The 23509-nt window shown below is 38.6% G+C and carries 22 protein-coding genes and 1 riboswitch; of the genes, 19 read left to right on the top strand and 3 right to left on the bottom strand.

Going from position 1 to position 23509, the window contains the following annotated elements:
- The first annotated feature begins 59 nt into the window (after window positions 1-59).
- From DM558_RS00270 to DM558_RS00180, 19 genes are all read left to right on the top strand, one after another.
- The gene (locus DM558_RS00270; protein ID WP_127161523.1) at window positions 60-1040 is read left to right on the top strand and encodes an HlyD family secretion protein; all 981 of its coding nucleotides are present in this window, start codon (window positions 60-62) and stop codon (window positions 1038-1040) included.
- Window positions 1022-2173 (top strand): ABC transporter permease, encoded by a 1152-nt coding sequence (locus tag DM558_RS00265; protein WP_127161522.1) that lies wholly within the window; start codon window positions 1022-1024, stop codon window positions 2171-2173. Before DM558_RS00270 ends, DM558_RS00265 begins: the two co-directional genes overlap by 19 nt.
- Window position 2174: 1 nt before the next feature.
- A complete protein-coding gene (locus DM558_RS00260; RefSeq protein ID WP_127161521.1) occupies window positions 2175-3320 on the top strand; it encodes an ABC transporter permease in 1146 nt (381 codons plus the stop codon).
- A gap of 71 nt (window positions 3321-3391) precedes the next feature.
- Window positions 3392-4165 carry a bifunctional demethylmenaquinone methyltransferase/2-methoxy-6-polyprenyl-1,4-benzoquinol methylase UbiE gene (gene ubiE / locus DM558_RS00255; RefSeq protein WP_127161520.1) on the top strand — a complete coding sequence of 258 codons (774 nt, stop codon included), beginning with the start codon at window positions 3392-3394 and terminating at the stop codon, window positions 4163-4165.
- An 8-nt stretch (window positions 4166-4173) separates the two neighbouring features.
- The gene (locus DM558_RS00250; RefSeq protein ID WP_164731203.1) at window positions 4174-4746 is read left to right on the top strand and encodes a ubiquinone biosynthesis accessory factor UbiJ; all 573 of its coding nucleotides are present in this window, start codon (window positions 4174-4176) and stop codon (window positions 4744-4746) included.
- Window position 4747: 1 nt separating this feature from the next.
- Complete coding sequence (gene ubiB / locus DM558_RS00245; protein WP_127161518.1) at window positions 4748-6358, top strand: ubiquinone biosynthesis regulatory protein kinase UbiB; 1611 nt, start codon at window positions 4748-4750, stop codon at window positions 6356-6358.
- A gap of 8 nt (window positions 6359-6366) precedes the next feature.
- The gene (gene hisI / locus DM558_RS00240) at window positions 6367-6759 is read left to right on the top strand and encodes a phosphoribosyl-AMP cyclohydrolase (RefSeq protein WP_127161517.1); all 393 of its coding nucleotides are present in this window, start codon (window positions 6367-6369) and stop codon (window positions 6757-6759) included.
- Window positions 6760-6764: 5 nt separating this feature from the next.
- Entirely contained in the window at window positions 6765-7115 is a 351-nt protein-coding gene (locus DM558_RS00235) for a phosphoribosyl-ATP diphosphatase (protein ID WP_127161516.1), read from the top strand.
- Complete coding sequence (locus DM558_RS00230; RefSeq protein ID WP_127161515.1) at window positions 7112-7825, top strand: 16S rRNA (uracil(1498)-N(3))-methyltransferase; 714 nt, start codon at window positions 7112-7114, stop codon at window positions 7823-7825. Before DM558_RS00235 ends, DM558_RS00230 begins: the two co-directional genes overlap by 4 nt.
- A gap of 69 nt (window positions 7826-7894) precedes the next feature.
- Window positions 7895-8119, top strand: coding sequence for a PP0621 family protein (locus DM558_RS00225; RefSeq protein WP_127161514.1), 225 nt, complete (start codon window positions 7895-7897; stop codon window positions 8117-8119).
- 1 nt (window position 8120) lies between these two features.
- Window positions 8121-9731 carry a two-component system sensor histidine kinase NtrB gene (locus tag DM558_RS00220; protein WP_164731202.1) on the top strand — a complete coding sequence of 537 codons (1611 nt, stop codon included), beginning with the start codon at window positions 8121-8123 and terminating at the stop codon, window positions 9729-9731.
- 11 nt (window positions 9732-9742) lie between these two features.
- Complete coding sequence (locus tag DM558_RS00215; protein WP_127161512.1) at window positions 9743-11146, top strand: sigma-54-dependent transcriptional regulator; 1404 nt, start codon at window positions 9743-9745, stop codon at window positions 11144-11146.
- Window positions 11147-11149: 3 nt separating this feature from the next.
- Window positions 11150-12028: a LysR family transcriptional regulator gene (locus DM558_RS00210; RefSeq protein ID WP_127161511.1), complete on the top strand. Its 879-nt coding sequence runs from the start codon at window positions 11150-11152 to the stop codon at window positions 12026-12028.
- Between the two features lie 141 nt (window positions 12029-12169).
- Window positions 12170-13651, top strand: a complete 1482-nt coding sequence (locus DM558_RS00205) for a phosphatase domain-containing putative toxin (protein ID WP_127161510.1) — start codon at window positions 12170-12172, stop codon at window positions 13649-13651.
- A 127-nt stretch (window positions 13652-13778) separates the two neighbouring features.
- Complete coding sequence (locus tag DM558_RS00200) at window positions 13779-14189, top strand: hypothetical protein (protein WP_109703574.1); 411 nt, start codon at window positions 13779-13781, stop codon at window positions 14187-14189.
- A 128-nt stretch (window positions 14190-14317) separates the two neighbouring features.
- Window positions 14318-14394, top strand: a riboswitch (S-adenosyl-L-homocysteine riboswitch).
- A gap of 75 nt (window positions 14395-14469) precedes the next feature.
- Window positions 14470-15861 (top strand): adenosylhomocysteinase, encoded by a 1392-nt coding sequence (gene ahcY / locus DM558_RS00195; RefSeq protein ID WP_407644296.1) that lies wholly within the window; start codon window positions 14470-14472, stop codon window positions 15859-15861.
- Between the two features lie 56 nt (window positions 15862-15917).
- A complete protein-coding gene (metF, locus tag DM558_RS00190; RefSeq protein WP_127161508.1) occupies window positions 15918-16760 on the top strand; it encodes a methylenetetrahydrofolate reductase [NAD(P)H] in 843 nt (280 codons plus the stop codon).
- A 236-nt stretch (window positions 16761-16996) separates the two neighbouring features.
- The gene (locus tag DM558_RS00185) at window positions 16997-18886 is read left to right on the top strand and encodes a DEAD/DEAH box helicase (RefSeq protein WP_127161507.1); all 1890 of its coding nucleotides are present in this window, start codon (window positions 16997-16999) and stop codon (window positions 18884-18886) included.
- A complete protein-coding gene (locus tag DM558_RS00180; RefSeq protein ID WP_127161506.1) occupies window positions 18886-19707 on the top strand; it encodes a TatD family hydrolase in 822 nt (273 codons plus the stop codon). Before DM558_RS00185 ends, DM558_RS00180 begins: the two co-directional genes overlap by 1 nt.
- 12 nt (window positions 19708-19719) lie before the next feature.
- Here the strand turns inward: DM558_RS00180 and DM558_RS00175 are convergent, their stop codons facing one another.
- From DM558_RS00175 to ileS, 3 genes are read right to left on the bottom strand one after another with little or no spacing between them, the layout of a single operon-like run.
- A complete protein-coding gene (locus tag DM558_RS00175) occupies window positions 19720-20145 on the bottom strand; it encodes an FKBP-type peptidyl-prolyl cis-trans isomerase (RefSeq protein WP_127161505.1) in 426 nt (141 codons plus the stop codon).
- Window positions 20138-20641, bottom strand: coding sequence for a signal peptidase II (gene lspA, locus DM558_RS00170; RefSeq protein WP_109703580.1), 504 nt, complete (start codon window positions 20639-20641; stop codon window positions 20138-20140). Before lspA ends, DM558_RS00175 begins: the two co-directional genes overlap by 8 nt.
- A gap of 31 nt (window positions 20642-20672) precedes the next feature.
- Entirely contained in the window at window positions 20673-23504 is a 2832-nt protein-coding gene (gene ileS / locus DM558_RS00165; protein WP_127161504.1) for an isoleucine--tRNA ligase, read from the bottom strand.
- Between the last annotated feature and the right edge of the window lie 5 nt (window positions 23505-23509).

Raw genomic sequence — 23509 nt, 5'->3', positions numbered from 1 at the left:
ATGACAAAGATAATACTTTTTAATAATATCTCTTAATTAATAGGATTGCGCGTTACTTTATGAATGTAAAATCGGCCATCACTCTTGCGTTTATAGCTATTGCAACAGCACTCGCTATCTTAATAAGAGCCAATAATCAACATATTATTTTACAAGGTGAGGTTGATGCTCCCCAAGTTATTATCGTTTCAAAAGCCAAAGGACGTGTTATTGAACGTTATGTTGAGCGCGGTGACGACGTTAAGGCTGGGCAACCTCTCATAAAACTAGACTCGCCTGAGCTTATAGCACAGCTAAAATCGGTTGAAGCTGCTCGAGATAACGCTAAAGCCCGTTTAATTGAGTCACTTAATGGTTCACGAGAAGAGAACATCCGTAGTGCTAAAGCAGACTTATTACAAGCCCAAGCGACTTATGCCAATGCCATTAGTACTTATAAACGCAACAAGCAACTGGCTGATAAAGGTTACTTATCCACCCTATCACTTGAGAACTACCTACGAGACAGAGATACAGCGGCTGAGTCAGTTAAAGCAGCCAGAGCTAATTTAGACTTAGCCTTAAATGGGGATCGTATCGAACAGCGCGAACAATACGCGGCACAGTTACGAGAGGCAGAACAAAATTTAGCAGAAGTAAAAGCAGTCACAGACGACTTAATGGTTGTATCACCTATCGATGGCGAAGTGGGTTCCATTCCTGCTGAAGTGGGAGCACTTTTAAATGCTTCTAGCCCCCTTATGACAGTTATTCGCATTCCAGAAGCTTATTTTATTTTCTATATTCGTGAAGATATATTATCTCAAATTAAAAAAGGCGATGTTGTTGAAGTTTCTATCCCTGCTATCGGGGCAACAGACAAGAAAAAAATCAAAGCACGTGTAGGTTATATCGCGCCACTAGGGGATTTCTCAACCAAGCGTGCAACAAGAGCAACAGGCGACTTTGATCTTAAAACGTTTGAAGTGCGACTATATTTGGATAAACCTGTGGCCAATCTAAGAGTTGGAATGAGTGTATTATGGGATTGGCAAGAATAAAGCTTTATTGGCGATGTTTTTATCGTTCATTCTCTTACGAAGTAAAAACCGCCGCAAGAAGCTTTACCATCCATTGGATCACTTGGATTTTCCCTATTATTCTCTACTCTCTACTAACAGGGCTATTCGCGCAAAATACTCTGCTTAATCTTCCTGTTGGGTTGGTTGATAACGATAACTCCACATTATCTCGCCAACTTGCACGCGAGTTTAATGCCGCCCCCCACGCCAAAATAACACGTTATCAGCATGGTTTAACCCCAGCGCTACGAGACTTAGAGCAAACAAACATTTACTCTATTCTTTATATTCCTACTAATTTTGAAAAAGACGTTCTAGCAGGCAAGCAACCAACACCCGAGCTATATTATAATGCCCTATTTTATGGTAGTGGTTATTTCTCAACGCAAGATTACCCTGCGTTAATTACAATGCTTAACACGAGCTATCGTAATACAATTGCCACCTCTTATGGTATACCACTCCCTCAACTGACTAATCCAACCATTGTTTACAATAGCCTTTTTAATGCAACCTCTAGTTATGCTTATTATCAACAATTTGCAGCAACCATTCATATATTACAAATGTTTATTGTCTCTTGCATGATTTATGTACTAAGCCATCACCGCAAAATTTTGTACTCACACCCATTTTCCATTGCATTACTGGGTAAACTAGCACCTTACACATTGATTTATGTAACCACGTTAATTTGCTCTTTGGCCGCATTAATTTTTTTCTCAGATGCGCATGTTGTTGGCAATCCTCTCTATATGTTAGTTGTTGCTATATTTTACGTAATCGCTGCACAATCGGTCGGGGTATTACTTTTTTCTTTTACAAAATCAGCCATTACTGCTTATAGTTTAATTGGCTTATTGGTTGCCTCCGCAATGACTTATTCAGGAATAACGGTTCCTGAGTTATCCATGCCATTACCCGCACAAATCATTTCAAACTTACAACCATTAACCCATGCGTTATACACTATGTTTGACATCTTCTTACGAAATGTTCAACCAATCTCTATTCTCGAAGTCTGTTTAATTCTTTCTATTTATCCGATTGTTGTCGCATTCCTCGTTAGAAAAAGACTTAAGAATCGCCTTAATATCGCTGATGGTAACTAACATGGCACCTGCATTCAAAGAATATTTACAAACCGCTAAGCAGACATTGTATAGATTACTTAACACTCCCATGTGGATGATGTTACTGGTTTCTCTTTGTTTAACCAGCCTTGTATTTTGGAATCAATCTGTTTGGAACTTACCCGTTGCGGTCATAGATCAGGATCATAGTACGAGTAGCCGTTTTATTATTAGGCAAATTAACAGCTCACCTAAAATGGAAACCATTAACTACACCAACCTTAATCAAGCAAAAAATGATCTGCACTGGCGCAAATTATTTGGCGTTATTATCATTCCACCTGACTTCGAAAAGCACTTTTTACGTGGTGATAACGTTACGATTTCTATTTATGGTGACGCTACTAACCGACTGTCTAACGGCCAGATCCAACAAGCTATTACGGCAATTTACCAACAGCTTTCTACACAGTACAACGAACAACTTTTATATGCTCAAGGGTTTTCAAAAGATCAGGCAAGTGCTGTTTTAAACCCCATGAACAACACCTTAACTGATCTTTATAATCCGGGTGTCAACTTCGCGGCTATCGTTCTCCCGGGTTTATTGATTATGATGCTGCAACAATCGATGCTCATGGCAAGTACTCGAACGAGTATTGCTTTATACATTGCTAACAATGGTAAAACCCCTTTTCATATTCACTTAGGAGCACTCACGGGGCTTATTCCTATTTGGCTATTTTTAACGGTAGTCCTATTAGTACTGTGGCCTGCCATTATGGGGTTTAGGCAAACTGCGCCCATCCTTGAACTTTTACTATTGGTTATTCCCTTTCTACTGGCAGTTATTGCTATGGGAGTATTTATCATGCAGTGCTTACGAAGCGTTGAGTTGGTTTATCTCACATTAACCTTTATCCCCATGCCTGTTTTTTACTTTTCAGGTGCTATTTGGCCATCCAGTTCAATGCCTCCCATCATTCTATTTATTTCAAAATTTTTACCTTCAACATGGGCCACTAAAATGCTGGCAGGTACTAATCAACTTCATCTGCCTATTAGTTCCGTATGGAATGAAGTATTGATGCTCTTTGCCTTAGCTATATTTTATATTATTGCTGCATTTATTATTGGCTGGCTTCGTGACTATGGAATTAAACGTTTATCTTGGCGAAAAATATAAACACTCATAAAAGTGATGGATGATTATGTTTGTTACGTTTAGAATGTCACCATATACTAAAGAGGTACATTATGTCTGACTTAGAAAATAAACCACAGCAACCTGAAGCAACAACTCATTTTGGTTATCAAAATGTGCCAGAAAGCCAAAAATCAAAAAAAGTGGCAGAAGTTTTTCACTCTGTTGCTGCAAAATATGATGTGATGAACGACTTAATGTCTATGGGCATTCATCGTCTATGGAAACGATTTACCATTGAACTTTCAGGTGTTCGGACAGGCAACAAAGTACTTGATATCGCAGGTGGCACGGGCGATTTAACTGCAAAATTCTCACGTTTAGTCGGTGAGACAGGAGAAGTTGTTTTAGCTGATATTAACTCATCAATGCTAAATGTAGGCCGTGATAAACTAACAGACAAAGGGATTGTTAACAATGTCCGCTTTGTACAAGCTGATGCTGAAAAACTACCTTTTGCCGAAAATACATTTGACTGCGTGACTATTGCCTTTGGCCTAAGAAATGTGACCCATAAAGAAGAAGCATTAAAATCTATCTTCCGTGTTTTAAAGCCCGGCGGTAGACTTTTAGTATTAGAGTTTTCAAAGCCCACAAACAATCTATTTTCTAAAGTGTATGATGCTTATTCTTTTACATTTTTACCCATAATGGGCAAACTAATCACTAACGATGCAGATAGCTATAAATATTTAGCAGAATCGATTCGAATGCACCCCGACCAAGAAACCTTAAAAGCTATGATGCAAGTTGCTGGCTTTAACCCTGTGACCTATCATAATATGACAGGAGGCATCGTTGCCTTACATAAAGGGATCAAACCTTGATGTATTCAATGATAATGCAAACAGCATTAACAACCCTTGAAAAAGGGGTGAACAAGTTAATCATGATGGATGCGAAAGCTACAGAGCAAATGGCTACCTTAGAGGGAAAAACTATTGCTATTTATAGCACAACACCTAGCTACTGTTTTGTCATCATCCCTACATCAGCTGGCATCTTTTTAACCCAGACTAATGAGAGCCCCATTGATGCTGAACTGACTGCGTCATCTGCCATATTATTGCAACTATTACTGGCAAAAAATAAAGAGCACTTTTTAAGAAGTACAGACCTCATTATGGCAGGAAACACTGGCCTGCTTTATCAGTTTTTTAAAATATTGGATAACTTAAATCCTGACTGGGAACATGAATTATCGCAATGGTTTAGCCCTGATCTTTTAACACTAGCAACACAGGCTATTCAATCTGGAAATCAACAGATAAAACAAAGTATTGCGTTTGTACAATCACAACTGAGCCAACTATTTGACAATACGACTGTACAACCTAATAATAAAGCGCATCAAACACCATTGACCGCACTAATGGATTCTTTACAGAAAAGGTTTAAAAAATCTTAATATGCGATTACTAGCCATTAGAAGACTCTATAAAATCACCAAAGTCGTTATTAAATACCGATTAGACGACTTACTATTTGATATTCCTGTACTCCCTTTTTGGATTCGTATCTTTAAAAATCTTCTCCCTTGGCGTTGGTTTAGACGAAAACCTTTGACTTTTAGCCGTGGTGTACGTATACGCTTAGCTCTAGAGGAACTCGGCCCTGTTTTCATTAAATTTGGGCAGATGCTCTCAACACGTCAAGATGTAATTCCAGCTGATATTGCTTTAGCACTTTCATCGCTTCAAGATAACGTTCCACCATTTCCTGCTGAGCAATCGGTTGCACTAATTGAGAAGCAACTGGGCATGACAGTGACTGAGGCTTTTTCAGAGTTTGACACCAAACCCCTCGCATCGGCATCAATTGCACAAGTTCATACTGCTCGCCTAAAAACGGGAGAAGAAGTTGTCGTTAAAGTGGTTAGACCCAACTTAAAACCTATTATCCAGCAAGATATCTCTTGGCTATACAGCTGTGCCCAAATAGCTGAGTATGTCAATTACGATGCTCGTCGGATGCACTTAATCGAAGTGATCAGCGATTATGAAAAAACCATTAATGACGAACTAGACCTTCAACGCGAAGGGGCTAATATTTCTCAATTACACCGTAATTTTGAAAATTCTGATCAACTTTATGTTCCCAAAGTCTATTGGCCTCTCTGTCGCCAGCAAGTCCTTGTCATGGAGCGTATCTACGGTATACCTATCAGTGACATGGCAGCTTTAAATGCTCGTAATGTTAACCTTAAAGTACTTGCAGAACGCGGAGTTGAAGTATTTTTCACGCAGGTCTTACGTGATAGTTTCTTTCATGCTGATATGCATCCAGGCAATATCTTTATTGATACCACCTACCCTGAATCGCCTCGTTATATTGCTATTGATGGCGGGATTGTCGGCAGTCTCACACCAGAAGACCAAGATTATGTAGCGCGTAATGTTTTTTACTTCTTTAAACGTGATTATCGACGCGTCGCGCAACTGCACATAGACTCTGGCTGGGTTCCCCCAACCACTAAAGTTAATGAACTAGAAGATGCCATACGTAGCGTTTGCGAACCCATTTTTGAACGGCCACTCAAAGATATCTCCTTTGGTTTTGTTTTAATGCGGTTATTTCAAATTGCCCGTCGTTTTGATATGGAAGTACAACCACAACTCGTACTGTTACAAAAAACCTTATTAAATATTGAAGGGCTAGGCCGACAACTTTACCCAGAGCTTGATTTATGGAGTACTGCTAAACCCTATTTAGAGCGCTGGATGAAAAAGCGTGTAGGAATGCGCAGAATCATCTCTGATACACGTAGCCAGATGGAACAAATTCCTCACATTGCCAAAATGGCACGTAGCATTATTGAAGAGCGCTACAGAGAAATTAAAGCGGCACAAAAACATACCAAAAAAACTAATAACGATAATACCATGCTACGCATTTTAGGCGTGCTATTACTCACTGCTAGCATTAGTTTAACGATAACCTATGGCACATCATTAGATAACTGGCCTAGCTATCTAATGTCAATAACAGGTATCTACCTGATTATACGCCGCTCCTCATGAGGTTCAAGATGTCTATAACATGGTTAAACCAAATAAAATGGAATGAAGATGGGCTAGTTCCTGCTATAGCCCAAGACTTTCAGACTAATGAAGTTCTTATGATGGCATGGATGAATAAAGCATCACTTGAGCTCACCATAAAAGAGCAACGCGCTATTTACTGGTCTCGATCACGTCAAAAACTTTGGCGTAAAGGCGAGGAATCAGGCCATGTTCAAACACTTCATGGCATCTATTTAGACTGTGATAACGACGTCATACTACTTAAAGTAGAGCAGCTTGGTAAAATTGCTTGCCATACAGGTCGTATCAGTTGTTTTTACCGTGAACTAAAAGACAACCAATGGGTTGAAATTTCCAGCCCACTAAAAAATCCTGAAGAAATTTACCACAAGAGCTAATCATAATGTCTGACACTATTAAACGCATCACACAAGTTTTAGAAGAACGTAAACAAGCCTCTCCTGAAAGCTCTTATGTGGCAAGTTTATACCAAAAGGGCATTAATAAGATTTTAGAAAAAGTCGGTGAAGAAGCGACAGAAACCATTATAGCGGCTAAAGATGCAGCAGTAAGTGGTACCCATGATGATGTAATTTATGAAACAGCAGACTTATGGTTTCATAGTCTTGTAATGCTATCCTCATTAAATATCGACCCGCAACAAGTATTAGATGAGTTAGATCGCCGCTTTGGGTTATCTGGGCTTGAAGAAAAAGCAGCTAGAACAAAAAATAACCCTACGTCCTCTTCATGAACTTATTGTTACTTTCCCCTGATGACTTAATCAACCCACAACAAGCTAAAATAGCGGGTAGACAGTTACAACATATCCAACAAATTTATAATAGCAACGTTGGTGATACACTTAATATAGGGCTTATTAACGGTAACATGGGAAATGGCACGATCAGCTACTTGGGAGCAGACCATGTTATTATCGATGATATACAACTCAACACACCACCACCACCTAAGTTACCGATCACACTACTTCTAGCTCTACCACGCCCCAAGATGCTCCGCCGTGTTTTCCAGACAATCGCTACAATGGGGGTTAGTAAGCTTATTCTCATCAACAGTTACAAAGTTGAAAAAAGCTTTTGGCAAACACCCTTTTTAACCACAGAAAATATTACGCAACAGTTATTATTAGGACTTGAACAAGCCAAAGATACTGTTTTTCCCGAGGTACAGTTTAAAAAACGGTTTAAACCTTTTGTTGAGGATGAATTACCAATCCTTTGCCAATCGTCACAAAACTATATCGCCCATTTAGGTGACTACCTTCCCTGCCCTTCTTTACCCAACCAACCCATTACGTTAGCCATTGGCCCAGAAGGGGGATGGATTGACTATGAGGTTAATAAACTAACACACCTAGGATTTACACCTATCCAGTTAGGTCAACGTATTCTACGCGTTGAAACAGCAGTCACAGCATTACTTACAAAACTTTACTATTAACAAATTTAAAATTCGCATGATTTCTCTTGTATAATAGAAAAAGATTAACATCTTGCACGAGGCAGCCTCATGTTTAAACTTTTCCTATTTATCATCATTATTTTTGCTATTTATACGCTATGGCAACATGTGCAAAAGCTTAAAGTACAAGCGGGCAAAAAAAATACTGATGAGATCAAACCAATGCAACAGTGCTATTTTTGTCAAGTTTATGTATCACAAGAAGAAGCAATAAAAGGCCCCAATGGACATTGGTATTGTTGCGCTGAACACGCCCAAAAGGTGGAGAAGTAAATTGATCTTTCAATCAGAAAGTACTTTTCACGCCACAAAACGTATTCTATTCTTATATCAACTGTATCGGATCGCACTTAGCCTTCTTCTAATTTTAGTTGTTTCTGTCAGCCTTGATCATTGGTTACTCAATGTAGCAAACCAACAACTATTCTTTGTGACTTGCTGGGTTTATTTTCTTTGTAATTTAATCTCTTTATTTTTCTCTTTATCCAATAACCCTAAGCTCGCATTATCGCTGATTTTTTTTGATATCATCATTCTCTCCATCTTGTTCTATGCAGCGGCTGGGCCCTCAAGTGGTATAGGGAACTTACTTATTGTTACTGTTGCTATTGCCAATAGTCTTTTTCGTGGACAAATCGGCCTACTTATTGCAGCCATTAGCAGTATTGCCATTGTTTTACTGACTGGACTACTATCGCTTAGCACCAATATATCCATTTCAACTTACATACAAGCCGCGACACTGGGAGCTTTGTGTTTTATTAGTGCAGTGTTAATTCAAAATCTCATTACACGGATGAGAACCAGTGAAGCACTCGCTAAACAAAAAGCATCTGATGTCGCTAATCTACAAATCCTCAACAATATTATTGTAGAACAAATGCCATCAGGTGTTTTGTTAGTCAATAAGACAGGACAAATCATCATGGCTAATAATGAAGCACTTCATTTATTAGATGAGCCTGTCTTAAACGGACTATCTGTTGCTAATATTTTTCCAGAACTCTACACGGCGATTAAACAATGGCTTAACAACCCAAAACTAGAATTACAACCACTTCAACCTGCAAAAAAGAATCTTCATAAATTACGTCCAACCATTGTTCAGTCGCGCCATAGTAATCAGCTCGTAATTCTCGTTTTCTTAGAGAGCATAGAAATGATAGCCAAGCAAGTGCAACAAATAAAATTGGCATCATTGGGCCATTTAACCGCAAGCATTGCCCATGAAATACGCAACCCATTAGGGGCACTTAGCCATGCTGTACAATTATTAAAAGAATCTGAAAATATGGATACACAAGATCATCGATTATTACAGATTATTTTAAATAACTCTGATCGAATGAACAATATTATTAGTAACGTATTACAACTATCAAGAAAAAAACCGAGTCATACTTACAACTATGAAATGAAGCCACTTGAACTAACGTCATGGTTAGAAAACTTCATTATTGAATACCAAGAAACATTGAGGCCCGATCAACTAATTGAGTTAGACATTGCCACACGGCCCATTTATACGTATATTATCCCTTCACAATTACATCAAATTGTTACGAATCTGGCTAATAATGGTTTTCGTCACACGAAAAAAGAGAATGAAGCGACCCATATTTGGTTAATGCTGTACATTGATAGTGCAACTCAACTACCCCAATTAGATATTTTAGACAATGGGCTCGGTGTTCCTATCGAATATGAAGATAAATTATTTGAACCTTTTTTTACAACCAGCAATGATGGTACAGGAACAGGGCTAGGACTATTCGTTACAAAAGAATTATGTGAAAGCAATCAAGCACAATTAACCTACTTGCCTAGAAAAAATGGCGGTAGCTGTTTTCGTGTTACTTTTTGTTCAGCCACATCGATACTTTAGGAAAGAAAATAATGACTCAAACAAAAATTTTAATTATAGACGATGAGCCAGATATTAGAGAACTTCTAGAAATAACACTGGGGCGTTTAAAATTACAAACGCGCTCAGTAGGTACTATAAAAGATGCAACAGAAATACTTAAAAAAGAAGATTTCTGTATGTGTCTAACAGATATGAAACTGCCTGATGGGGACGGTTTAGACTTTATCTCCTATACACAACAACATTATCCACAAATGCCTATTGCCATGATTACCGCACACGGGAGCATGGACACCGCTATTATTGCTTTAAAAGCAGGGGCATTTGATTATCTGACTAAACCAATCGATTTAAATCGTTTACGTGAAATTATAAAGTCAGCGCTGAATTTGAATACGAATAAAGTGGATAACATTCCTCTTGATAAACAGTTCCTGGGAGAAAATCCTCTTATTCAGACATTACGCGATCAAGTCAATAAGGTAGCAAGGAGCCAAGCCCCTGTATATATTAATGGGGAGTCAGGGACAGGGAAAGAAGTAATTGCACACTTAATTCACTTACAAGGTTCCCGCGCAAAACAATCTTTTATTGCTGTAAACTGTGGAGCAATCCCTTCAGAACTTATGGAAAGTGAATTTTTTGGTCACCGTAAAGGAAGTTTTACAGGAGCCAACCAAGATAAAATCGGCCTTTTCCAAGCAGCTCAAGGTGGAACCCTCTTTTTAGATGAAGTGGCTGATCTTCCACTCAATATGCAAGTAAAATTACTCCGTGCTATCCAAGAAAAATCAATTCGTGTTGTTGGTGATCAACAAGAACAACCCATTGATGTAAGAATTCTTTGTGCAACACATGCTGATTTAGCCGCCAGAGTGGTTGATGGAAAATTCAGACAAGACCTTTATTATCGACTCAATGTTATTGAGTTAAAAATTCCTCCGCTTAGGGCTCATAAGGACGATATTCCATTATTGGCAAATGCGCTGATAAAAAGAGCAGAATATAATGTTGAATTATCAAATGCGGCCATTGAAAAGCTCAAAACCTATGATTTCCCAGGCAACGTTCGTGAACTAGAAAATATTTTAGAGCGGGCTTATACACTTTGTGAAAATGGAGTTATTCAACCTACTGACTTACGCTTTGCCAGCATAACCTCTATAGAAGTGGCATCGTCCCCTATACTGCAACAACCAATACAGCCCAGAACTTCAAACTCAGTGGTCACAAGGCCATCAACAACTAATCTAGATCATCTTCCTGACTTAAGCGAAGTGGATAATCTAGAGGAGTATCTCGAACTCATAGAAAGAAAAATTCTCACTCAAGCACTGGATGAAAATCGTTGGAATAGAACAGCTGCGGCTGAACGACTTGGATTATCATTTCGCTCCATGCGCTATCGCTTAAAAAAACTAGGCATAGACTAATCAATGGATATTGCTAACTTGAGTGCTTTTATAGCCGTTGCTGAAACGGCTAGTTTTTCCTTAGCGGCTGAACGGTTATTCCTCACACAACCTGCTATCAGTAAACGCATTATTAATCTTGAAGAATCACTTAATACCAAACTATTTGACCGAATTGGTCGCACAACACAACTGACAGAAGCTGGGAAAGCATTACTACCTCATGCTTATCATATTATTACTGAAATTAAAGATGCAAGTCGCAAACTATCTAACTTAGAAAAAGACGTTAAAGGAACACTAACCATTGCTATTAGCCATCATATTGGCTTACATCGATTACCCCCCGTTTTGAAAACATTTACCAAAACCTATCCACAGGTCAATCTTGATATTCATTTTCTAGACTCAGAGAAAGCATATGATGCGGTGCTGCATGGACAAGTGGAACTAGCCATTATTACGCTAGCCCCACAAACACCCAGCCCCCTCATGGCAAAAATAATATGGTATGATGAGCTAAAGTTTGTTTGCTCTCCAGATAATCCATTAGCCAAACTAAAAAATATAGACTTAAAGACACTATCAAAACACCCTGCTATTTTCCCTGGGGTAGGTACATTTACTCATGACATTATCAACAATTATTTTCTACGGGCTCATTTAATCCCCCATGTCATTATGTGTACCAATTATATGGAAACTATAAAAATGCTGGCCTCTATTGGTATAGCGTGGAGCATAATCCCCTCCACAATGATTGATAATCAAGTCATCGAACTAAATACAATTAACATCGAATTAACAAGAAACTTAGGGTATTTATTCCATCATGAGCGTACATTATCCCAAGCCACAATAAAATTTATAGAACTTTTAGATCAGTGTGCTAGAATAATATAGTTTATTTATATGGCTTTAAAAATATATTCAATTTAAACAAAAGATTATTTTATAAAGTGTTAATAATCGTCAATGAGTAAATCTTGAACGAACACATCAAACTACTATAATTATTTCTCACTATCCAAAGGATTTTTAGGGATGTTACTTGACGTTAAATCATACGGTATAGCATTCGGCACAAGGATTATATTAGCCGATATTAATTTTTCCATAGACATGGAGAAAGGGATTGTTGTCGTTATGGGGCCTGGCGGAACAGGTAAATCAACACTTTTGCGATCTCTTGCAGGTATAAATAAACGCTCAAGCAGTGCTAGTACATGGGGTGAAATTATCTATCAAGGCCACCCCATTGATGATAATAATACTCCCCTATTGGTTCAGCAAAATGCTAAAGCCATGGGACAGCCTGTTATAGAATGCCTTTCTGAAGCTTTACGTAAAGTTCTTGATGCACCTAAAACTGTTCCTGAAATGCGTAGTTATATTATTGAACAAATCGAAAAATTAGAAATTCAGTCAATGATTCCCTATTTAGATGAACCAATGATTCAATTGCCGATTGAATATGCAAGAGCTGCCAACATAATACGAGAAACGCTTACTCAACAACCTCTTTTACTGTTAGATGAACCAACCACAAAAATGACAGAAAAAGGGGCTAACTTACTGCTTGAGTTAATTAAGAATATAAGTAAAGAACGTGTTTGTATCACCATTTTACACCATCAAAAGCAGGCCCAAGATATTGCTGACAAAGTTATGTTACTTGCTGGCGGTCGTGTACAAGCTTTCGAAAGTAATGATGACTTTTTCAAAAATAAAAAACAAAACGAAGTGGTCGCACAATTCTTACGCTCGGGGAGCTGCTATGTTCCTGCCCCTGATGCTGATATTGATGCATTAGATGAAACAGCCATCAAGCCCCCTCCCTTACCTAAGGAAGCGATTGGGATTATCACAAAACTCAAAGAAAAACGACAAAACACCCTACTAGAAGCGTCACAAATTAAAAAAGCGCCGACACCAACTACCCCTACAGTGGAAGCTCAGAAAAATGAGACAGTTGACCCCGTACTAATGAGTGGTGCTAATTCAGTAACCGCTAACTTAGCAAGAAAAAACATCTCACGCAGTCGTTTTGTTGGCCCCAATGGTTTCCATTGGATTGTGCCAGAACAACTTGCTGGCTGCCCAATGCCCGGCATCGTTGCACCATTAGAATATGACCTATCAGCATTGCGTGATGTTGGTATTACGACTCTTGTTAACCTCACTGAACGAGAGCTTCCTGAACAAATACTACAACAATATGGTATCAAAAGTATCCAATTCAAAATTGAAGACCGCCGAGCACCTCCTGTCATGTGGATAAAAATGCTATTGGTACAAATAGATAAACTATTAGCGGGTGGAGAAGTGCTAGGTGTTCACTGCTTAGCTGGGCTTGGAAGAACTGGCACAATTCTTGGTGCTTGGCTAATAAAAAAGGGACTCACTGCGGAAGAGGCTTTAAAAAGATTAAGGCAAATTGATGCGGGTTATGTACAATCAAAAGAACAAGAGGATTTACTTTATTCATTAGAAGATAATATATTAATTAGAGCAACAAGTGAGTGATACCCACAAAGGGTGCTATATTACTTGCTTTTACGTTAAACGAAAGTAGAATACAATGGGCGATTTAAAAACTTTTTAAAATATATTGCCAAAAATCAATAAAACTTATAAAACCAAGGACTATTTTATGGCTAATTTAGACCAAGCTGTTCAAACCGCGATTAATGCTATTCCAGAATGTCTAGCGGCAGGTTACGTAGACGTTTCATCTGGCATGTTACTTTCTGTAAAAACTATCGATTCACACCCTAGAGAAGTACTCGATCTAGTGGCTGCAGCAACTGCTGATATATTCCAAGGACCCAACGTCGCGATGATTGAACAATGCTTCAGAAAAGCACGTGGCTTACCTGTAGATGCTGATTACCATTACTTCCAAGAAATCATTGTCAACAGTGAAAACTTATTGCATATCTTTATGCGTGGTAAACGCTACCCTGACTATATTGTTTGCTTCGTTTGCCGTAAAAGTGCAAACTTAGGTATGGCTTTAACTAAAGCCCGTATGCAGTTACCTATGCTAGAAGAAAACGTTTAATCTTTATAAACCTTGGGTATCCTAATATATCCAAGGTTATTTTCTCTTACGTCAAGAATAACCAAGCTATTTTTTATTAACGCTTGGGATAATAAAAAAAAATGATTATAATATCGCGATCTTTTCAATTATTCGAGGAGCGCTGCAGCAACAAACAGGTTGTCAGGCTCGATTAATCATCTATTTTCAACGGCGCTCATATAAAAATAAACTTTCATTTTACTCATTACATTTCGTTAATGATTTAAATTAAAGCATCCTTAAAAATGGAGATATGAGCATGAGTCAATTTTCTGACTATAAAGTAGCCGATATAAAATTAGCAGACTGGGGTCGCCGTGAGATTATCATTGCAGAGTCTGAAATGCCTGCATTAATGGCATTACGTCACAAATACGCACAAGAAAAACCGCTTGCAGGGGCTAAAATTCTAGGCTGTATTCACATGACAATACAGACAGCGGTGTTAATTGAAACCCTTGTTGCATTAGGCGCAGAAGTCCGTTGGTCATCTTGTAATATATTTTCAACACAAGATCAAGCAGCCGCTGCGATTGCTGCGGCTAATATTCCCGTCTTTGCTTGGAAAGGCGAAACAGAACAAGAATATGAGTGGTGTATCGAGCAGACCATTTTAAAAGATGGAAAACATTGGGAAGCCAACATGGTATTAGACGATGGTGGTGATTTAACAGCCATCTTGCATCAAAAATACCCTGCCATGCTAGAAAAAATCCATGGCATCACTGAAGAAACCACTACTGGTGTTCATCGTTTATTAGAAATGTGGAAGAAAGGAACACTTAAAGTACCAGCTATTAATGTAAATGACTCAGTTACTAAAAGTAAGAACGACAATAAATACGGTTGTCGTCACAGCCTAAATGATGCCATTAAACGAGCGACAGACCACTTATTAGCAGGAAAACAAGCCTTAGTCATAGGGTATGGCGATGTAGGTAAGGGATCAGCACAATCACTTCGCCAAGAAGGAATGATTGTCCGCATTTCTGAAGTAGACCCTATCTGCGCAATGCAAGCCTGCATGGATGGTTTTGAAGTTATTTCTCCCTACAAAAATGGTATTAATGACGGTTCAGACAATTGTGTAAACCGCGATATCTTACAAAAAATAGACCTTGTCGTAACCACCACAGGTAACGTTAATGTATGTGATGCATCCATTCTAAAAGCATTAAAAAAACGTGCGGTAGTTTGCAACATTGGTCACTTCGATAACGAAATTGACACCGCCTTCATGCGTGCTAACTGGGCATGGGAAGAAGTTAAACCCCAAGTTCATAAAGTGCACAGAACTGGAAAAGATAATTTTTCTGCAAATAATGATGACTACCTTATTCTTCTTTCCGAAGGCCGCCTAGTTAACTTAGGTAATGCAACAGGGCACCCTAGCCGCGTTATGGATGGTTCATTTGCTAACCAAGTATTGGCACAAATGCACCTTTTCAAACAAAAATATGCTGATCAATCGGCTGATAAAAAAGCCTCGTTATTACGTGTTGAAGTTTTACCTAAAAAACTAGATGAAGAAGTGGCTGCCGAAATGGTAAAAGGGTTTGGTGGTGTTATTACCCAGCTTACACCAAAACAAGCACAGTACATAGACGTACCTGTTGAAGGCCCATTCAAGCCTGACAGCTATCGCTACTAATACCTCTCGTTACCTTACACTCCCCCTTTGCAAGGGGGAGCTAGGAAAATACAATAATGAACAGAACCGATAAACTATTCAGCTTTGAATTCTTCCCGACTAAAACCGAAGCGGGATTAGAAAAATTGCTAGATAATGCAAAGCTACTGACTAAAAGCTGTCAACCTAACTTCTTTTCTTGTACTTATGGTGCAGGCGGGTCGACTAGAGATAGAACGTTAGAAACTGTCTTACAATTAACAAAGAAAACTCAGGTTTCAACAGCACCTCACCTTTCTTGTGTCGGTGATAGCAAAGAATCTTTACGTAACTTATTACAACACTACAAACAAGAAGGTGTTAATCGGATTGTGGCTTTACGAGGTGATCTTCCCTCGGGAATGGGCACAGCATCGGGGGAGTTACGTTACGCCTCAGATCTTGTCAGCTTTATTCGAGAAGAAATGGGAGATCATTTCCATATTGAAGTAGCCGCTTATCCTGAAGTACACCCACAAGCGCTAAATATGGAACAAGATTTGCTACACTTTGTTAACAAAGTTAATGCAGGGGCTACCGGTGCCATCACTCAATACTTCTTTAATGCAGATTGCTATTTCTATTTTGTTGAGCGTGTACAAAAAATGGGAATCACAATTCCTATTACACCCGGTATCATGCCAATTACCAACTACAGCAGGCTCGCTCGTTTTTCTGACTCTTGTGGTGCGGAACTCCCACGCTGGATTAGAAAACAACTAGAGGCCTATGCTGATGATATAGAAAGCATTCAAGCCTTTGGGATAGAAGTCATTACAAGTCTTTGTGAGCAACTGTTAGCAGGTGGTGCACCTGGTTTACATTTCTACACATTAAATCAAGCTGAACCGACACTTGCGGTATGGAAAAATTTGATTTAATATTATATGACTAGTAGTTGATTGCTTTTTTAGTATAATGACGGATAATCATTAAATACTTAACTTTTTGCTCAAAAAGCATAATAAGATATTCAACTTGAAACTCTCCCCATATTACTAATATCTGTATAGCGCAGGACAGGTCATTCAGTAACATTCAAGTTGAATATAACTGCGCAAATATTAAAAAGATCATATCAATCATTATTTATTAACTTAATAATAGGATTTTTTGCATGTCCTTTACATCGCTAGGACTTTCCGAGCTTTTATCAGAAACAACTAAATCATTGTATGAAACGCCCACAACTTTACAAGAACAGGCGATTCCAGTTATTCTACAAAACAACGACCTTATGGTTGCTGCCCCTTCAGCAGAAACAGGAAAAATTGGTAGCTTCATACTTCCAATCATTGAAAAGTTGTTTCCCCCCAGCACAACTAAGAAAAAACATGTTGCATCTAAACATCCTAAGGCACTTATTTTAGCAGCAACCGCAGATGAAGCTATTCAAATAACAGAATACTTTAAAGCTTATTCGTTTGATTTTCCCTTAACATTGGCTTGCGTCCTAGACAATACAAATCCTGTACTTCAAGCAAAAATATTAAGCCATGGTGTCGATGTGTTAGTTGCATCCCCTACCCGCTTAACCGAGCTTTTAGAACAACAAGCAGTTGACCTTTCTAAAGTGGAACTGTTCGTTCTAGATGAAGCAGAACTTTTAACGAATGAAGATCACATAAAAAATACGAAACAAGTCATTGATAATCTGCCGACTAACCGTCAAAACTTACTGTATGCAAGTAGCTTTACAGATGATGTTATCGTTCTTGCCCATTTTTTACTAAAAAATCCAGAACGTATTGAAATCAATATAACGCCGTCTATAGAACACATAAAACAAAGTGTTTATTATATTCCAACACGTCAAAAGTCTGCATTATTGGTTCATTTAATCAATAAGCATAAATGGCCACATGTGCTTGTATTTACCCGTACAAAATACGGTGCAACCCGTCTATCTACCTATCTTGAAAGTAAGGGCATTCATACGTGCACAATTTATACTAATAAAACACCTAATATCGTTAATAAAACACTTGCTGATTTCAAAGAAGGTATTTTACAAGTACTCATTGCCACCGATATCCAACTAGAGAACCTCGACGTTAGCGATTTATCGTGCATTGTTAATTTTGATCTTCCTTATATTGAAGATGAATATATTCAACGTATCAACACTATCGAGATCGATGAAGCTATCTCTTTTGTTAACCCTGAAGAAGAAAAGCTATTGCTAGTTATTGAAGACTTTATCAAACAAAAAATTCCTGATGGCGATATGGCCGATTTTATATATGTTGAAGAAGTGAATGAAGAAAACCCAGATCGCTTTAAACGTATATTTAGACATCCAGCTGTCGGTAGAAAATCAAGAAAGAAAGTACAATCCACAACCAATGAACAAGATCTTCAAGAAACAACAGATAACGCAGTAGACTCTCAAAAAGTAACGAGAACAACGCGTACCAAAACGAAAACAACACGTAATCTTTATAACAAACATCGCAGAACACAACCTGTTAGTAGCATTACTGATGAGTTACCACCTGATCGTCCAGAAGATGAATTCCGTGATGATGACTATGACAATTTTGGTAATAGCGTGGACTATGTCAGCCCTTACCAAGATAAATCCAAAAATAATGGAAATAAACGTTTTACTTCGAACAAACAAGGTGCGGCTACCGCAACAGCAAAAGCGCCCCGGGCTCAAAAACCAAAAACGGCACGTACCCAAGTAGCTTCTGAACAAGCGACTACAGAACGCCGCCCTAGAAACTCTCTTTATCGACGCAATAATCGCACAACGACCACGACCGCTAAGACAACAACCCGTAAACCACGTGAAATTATGGCGAATACGCCACCGATAACAAATGATTTTCAAGAGCCACAACAAAGAAAGGCATCATCTACTGTAACGTCTATTATTCACCGTAAACACCCAAGAATAGATAGACTACCGACAATGGAGCAACTTGACAGCCTAGCTAATCGTCATATTCCTAAAGGTGAGAAGCCGATGCTTCTTTCTCGTAAGAACTCAGATGATGAGTAATGCCATCATTCATTGATACTCATAATCACCTTGGTTGCGATGACTTTAACAGTGATCGTGACCAAGTCATCGAAAACAGTATTCAAAAAGGTGTTATCAAACAAATTGTAGTGAGTGTTTTTGCCAATGAATGGCAAGATGATATTGAATTATCTACTAAGCACACCTCTTTACATGTAGCCTGTGGTATACATCCCATGTATATTCCAGATCAACAAAAACAAAGAGAAGATGCTTTAGCATTATTAAGGCAACTTTATGCGAATACAAACCACAAAAAAAAGCTATGCGCATTAGGTGAAATAGGGTTAGATTACTATATAGACCATATTGATAAAGCACTGCAACAAGCAATATTTCAAGAACAATTAGCAATTGCAAGCCATTACCAACGCCCTGTTTTATTGCATGTCAGACGCGCTCATGCTGATACCATCAAGATTCTAAAGCAATGCCATTTTAAAGAACAAGGCATTGCGCATGCATTTAGCGGTAGTTACGAAGAAGCAAAAGAATACATTAAACTAGGTTTTAAAATTGGTTTAGGAGGCGCAGGAACTTATCCACATGCTTACCGTATGCATCGTGTACTACAACAGCTTCCTTTAGAATCTATTGTATTAGAAACAGATGCCCCAGATTTATCGCCTGTGACTAGACAAGGAATGCGCAACAGCCCAGAATACTTGCCTGAAATAAGCAAGCAACTGGCGATTATTAAGCAAATAAATGAAAAAGAGTTTGCAACAGTAACAACCCATAACGCATGTAAGCTGTTTAACTGGTCAATGGATGAAATTAAAAAGACTAGTTTTAACTAGCCTTTTTAATCACTAAATGACATCAATAATTTCAACGCCAAATAAAATGTCTTTGCCCGACAACGGATGATTAAAGTCAATCTCAACATCTTTGTCATTAAAAGACTTAACAACACCTGGTAAATCAGAACCTGCAGCGTCTTTGAACATCAAAATCAAGCCAATCTCTAAATCGACTTGTTTGAAATGTTCACGACCTATCCTCTGTATATTCTGGGGATTTGGCAAACCAAAACCTTGTTCTGCTTTAATAAGAAATGCTTGTTTATCACCAGCTTTTAGACCTATGAGCACTTGTTCAAACCCCGGTAATAAACTACCATCCTGCATGGTAAAAGTAGCCGCTTCTTTATCATGCGTACTATCCACTACCTCACCAGAAGATAATTTGAGAGAAAAATGCAAAGTTACACGGCTTGTTTCCGTAATACTAGTCATGTTTCTTCTCTCTTTTCTTCGCAAAAAATAACATGTCGATAATCAACATTGCCGCACCAATAGTAATCGCTGTATCAGCTAAATTAAATGCAGGAAAATAATAATCTGTTTTCCAATGCACTAAAATAAAATCAACAACATAACCTAAAATAACACGGTCATAAAGATTACCTAGCGCCCCACCAAGAATTAAAGCGAGAGCAATAGCAAGCCAAGTCTCTTTGCTGGTTCTAAGCTTCGTTAGCCAAATCACCAACACAATACTTACAATAAAGGCAATGCCTGCAAATAACCATTTTTGCCAACCTGAATGATCAGCAAGAAAGCTCCATGCAGCACCGTAATTGTAAGTATGAAACCATGCAAAATAGTTTGGGATCACCTCAACCATTTTTCCAAATGGAAGATCATGCAGTGTTAAATACTTCGTATACTGGTCAAGTGCAATGACCAGTATTGAAACCCAAACCCAAGATAATTTACCAAATCGTGCCATTAAATAACCCTTCTATAAAATGCTTATTTGCTTAGACGTTGTGACGATCTTCGCCTTGACCATAAACATTTGTAATACAACGGCCACAAAGGTCAGGATGATCAGCATGAGCACCGACGTCAGCCACATAATGCCAGCAACGTGCACATTTTTGATTATCCGATTTTTTAACAGCCAGTTTTAAGCCCTCAATATCTGTATCAACAGATGTTACAGGTGCTTTATCATAAGGTAAAATATCAGCTTTAGAGGTAATTAGAACAAATCGTAATTCATCACCAAGTTTATTCAATGCATCAAATAACTCAGCTTGTGCATACAAAGTGACCTCAGCTTGTAAGCTACCACCTACCATCTTATTATTACGCTGATTTTCAATTTCTTTATTAACGGCTGTTTTAACTTGCATAATTTGCTGCCAATAGTCTCGACCCAATGCGAAACTTTCTGGCAACTCAACAAGGCCATCATACCAAGTATTTAACATCACAGACTCATTATGTTTACCGGGTAAATATGTCCATGCTTCCTCAGCAGTAAATGGAAGAATAGGTGCAATCCAACGAACTAATGCCTCTGCAATATGGAACAATGCTGTTTGGCAAGAACGTCTTGCTACACTATCTTTAGCCGTTGTGTATTGGCGGTCTTTGATTAAATCTAAATAGAAACTACTCAACTCTTGTGTACAGAAGTTATGTAGTTTTTGATAAACCTGCCAGAATTTATACTGTGTATAGGCATCGCTTAATTCACTTTGCATTTTGGCAGCAGCATCTAAAACCCAACGATCTAACGTGAGGAGCTGATCGGTTGGTAATAAATCTGTCTCAGGATTAAATCCAGAAAGATTCGATAATAAATAACGAATGGTATTACGAATACGGCGATAGGCATCAGCATTACGTTGGAAAATCTCATGAGATGCAGCAATTTCACCTGAGTAATCAACAGATGAAACCCATAGACGTAAAATATCGGCACCTAACTTATCTGTTACCTCTTGAGGAGCGATAACATTACCCAGAGATTTTGACATCTTACGGCCATTCTCATCCACCGTAAAACCATGGGTTAATAAGCTACGGTAAGGTGGATGATCATCAATCGCACAACCGGTTAATAACGAAGAATGAAACCAACCACGGTGCTGGTCAGAACCCTCTAAGTATAAATCAGCACGAGGACCACTCGCATGACCTAATGGATGAGAACCGCGTAACACGTGCCAATGGGTAGTACCTGAGTCAAACCATACATCTAAGGTATCACTGATTTTATCGTATTGATCGGCCTCATCACCTAATAACTCTTTAGGGTCAAGTTTAAACCATGCTTCAATACCTGCTTTTTCAATACGTTTTGCAACTTCTTCCATCAACTCAACCGTTTGAGGATGTAACTCACCGGTTTGTTTATTTAAAAAGAATGGAATAGGAACACCCCAATTACGTTGGCGAGAAATACACCAGTCAGGGCGTTTTGCAATCATATCGTATAAACGCTCTTTCCCCCATGATGGGAAAAACTCTGTTTGCTCAATACCTTGTAATGAACGTTGACGTAAGGTTTTACCTTCTGTCGGTTGCTTATCCATTCCCACGAACCATTGTGCTGTAGCACGGTAAATAAGGGGTGTTTTATGGCGCCAGCAATGCATATAACTGTGGTTAATCTTTTCGTAAGATAGCAATGCGCCAACTTCTTTTAATTTTTCGACAATATTGGGGTTAGCTTTCCAAATAAATTGACCACCAAAGAACGGTAAATCATCTGCATAGACACCATTACTTTGCACAGGTGCAATAATATCGTCATTGGACATGCCATAACGTTTACAGGTATTAAAGTCATCCACACCATAAGCAGGGGCACTGTGTACAATACCTGTACCCGAGGTTGCTTCAACATAATCGGCTAAATAAACAAGTGAGTGTCTATCGTAAAATGGATGATTGAATGCAATCAGCTCTAATTTCTCACCGACTGTTTGGGCAATGGCCTTGCCTTCTAATTTATAGCGCTCTAAACAATCAGCAACTAAATCAGTGGCTAAAACTAATAACTTATCACCCACATCAACAAGAGAATATTCAAACTCTGGATGGAAGTTTAACGCTTGGTTAGCAGGGATTGTCCAAGGTGTTGTAGTCCAAATTACAGCATAGGCTGTTTTAGGTAAGCTTGGCAGACCAAACGCAGCGGCTAATTTTTCAGGCTCAGCAATGGCAAAGCCTACATCAATAGCATCGGATTGTTTATCTTGGTATTCTACTTCGGCCTCAGCCAAAGCTGAACCACAGTCAAAACACCAGTTAACCGGTTTTAACCCTTTAAAGACATAGCCTTTTTTGACCATCTCAGCTAAGGCACGCACTTCACCTGCTTCGTTCACAAAATTCATGGTTAAATAGGGATTATCCCAATCCGCCAATACACCCAAACGAATGAAATCTTTTTTCTGCCCTTCTACTTGCTCTTTTGCATAAGCACGGCACAACTCGCGCATTTTATCTGCGTCAATATTCTTGCCGTGTTTCTTTTCTATTTGGTTTTCAATCGGTAAACCGTGACAATCCCAACCAGGGATGTAGGGCACATCGTAGCCTGATAAGATTTTTGAACGGTTAATAATATCTTTAATAATTTTATTGACAGCATGACCTATGTGAATATTACCGTTGGCGTATGGCGGGCCATCGTGCAATAAGAACTTAGGGCGGTTCTCACTAATCGCACGAATTTTTTGGTACAAACCTTCACTTGTCCATTTTTCAATTAATTTAGGTTCCCGTTGAGGTAAGCTTGCCTTCATGGGGAAATCTGTTTCCGGTAAATTCAATGTCGATTTATAATCAGTCATAATAA

It is taken from the genome of Entomomonas moraniae (assembly GCF_003991975.1).
In the GTDB taxonomy this organism is placed as follows: Bacteria; Pseudomonadota; Gammaproteobacteria; order Pseudomonadales; family Pseudomonadaceae; genus Entomomonas; species Entomomonas moraniae.
The sequence above is the reverse complement of the archived record's forward strand: the minus strand, read 5'-3'. Positions and strand labels throughout refer to the sequence as shown.

Bases quoted from the DNA above. Each gene is read 5' to 3' on its own strand.
- DM558_RS00230 (WP_127161515.1), top strand. From the start codon at position 7,112: ATGAACTTATTGTTACTTTCCCCTGATGACTTAATCAACCCACAACAA.
- DM558_RS00265 (WP_127161522.1), top strand. From the start codon at position 1,022: ATGGGATTGGCAAGAATAAAGCTTTATTGGCGATGTTTTTATCGTTCA.
- DM558_RS00210 (WP_127161511.1), top strand. From the start codon at position 11,150: ATGGATATTGCTAACTTGAGTGCTTTTATAGCCGTTGCTGAAACGGCT.
- ubiE (WP_127161520.1), top strand. From the start codon at position 3,392: ATGTCTGACTTAGAAAATAAACCACAGCAACCTGAAGCAACAACTCAT.
- DM558_RS00225 (WP_127161514.1), top strand. From the start codon at position 7,895: ATGTTTAAACTTTTCCTATTTATCATCATTATTTTTGCTATTTATACG.
- DM558_RS00205 (WP_127161510.1), top strand. From the start codon at position 12,170: ATGTTACTTGACGTTAAATCATACGGTATAGCATTCGGCACAAGGATT.
- ileS (WP_127161504.1), bottom strand. From the start codon at position 23,504: ATGACTGATTATAAATCGACATTGAATTTACCGGAAACAGATTTCCCC.
- DM558_RS00215 (WP_127161512.1), top strand. From the start codon at position 9,743: ATGACTCAAACAAAAATTTTAATTATAGACGATGAGCCAGATATTAGA.
- DM558_RS00270 (WP_127161523.1), top strand. From the start codon at position 60: ATGAATGTAAAATCGGCCATCACTCTTGCGTTTATAGCTATTGCAACA.
- hisI (WP_127161517.1), top strand. From the start codon at position 6,367: ATGTCTATAACATGGTTAAACCAAATAAAATGGAATGAAGATGGGCTA.
- DM558_RS00235 (WP_127161516.1), top strand. From the start codon at position 6,765: ATGTCTGACACTATTAAACGCATCACACAAGTTTTAGAAGAACGTAAA.
- DM558_RS00260 (WP_127161521.1), top strand. From the start codon at position 2,175: ATGGCACCTGCATTCAAAGAATATTTACAAACCGCTAAGCAGACATTG.
- DM558_RS00175 (WP_127161505.1), bottom strand. From the start codon at position 20,145: ATGACTAGTATTACGGAAACAAGCCGTGTAACTTTGCATTTTTCTCTC.
- ubiB (WP_127161518.1), top strand. From the start codon at position 4,748: ATGCGATTACTAGCCATTAGAAGACTCTATAAAATCACCAAAGTCGTT.
- DM558_RS00185 (WP_127161507.1), top strand. From the start codon at position 16,997: ATGTCCTTTACATCGCTAGGACTTTCCGAGCTTTTATCAGAAACAACT.
- lspA (WP_109703580.1), bottom strand. From the start codon at position 20,641: ATGGCACGATTTGGTAAATTATCTTGGGTTTGGGTTTCAATACTGGTC.
- ahcY (WP_407644296.1), top strand. From the start codon at position 14,470: ATGAGTCAATTTTCTGACTATAAAGTAGCCGATATAAAATTAGCAGAC.
- DM558_RS00250 (WP_164731203.1), top strand. From the start codon at position 4,174: ATGATAATGCAAACAGCATTAACAACCCTTGAAAAAGGGGTGAACAAG.
- DM558_RS00200 (WP_109703574.1), top strand. From the start codon at position 13,779: ATGGCTAATTTAGACCAAGCTGTTCAAACCGCGATTAATGCTATTCCA.
- metF (WP_127161508.1), top strand. From the start codon at position 15,918: ATGAACAGAACCGATAAACTATTCAGCTTTGAATTCTTCCCGACTAAA.
- DM558_RS00180 (WP_127161506.1), top strand. From the start codon at position 18,886: ATGCCATCATTCATTGATACTCATAATCACCTTGGTTGCGATGACTTT.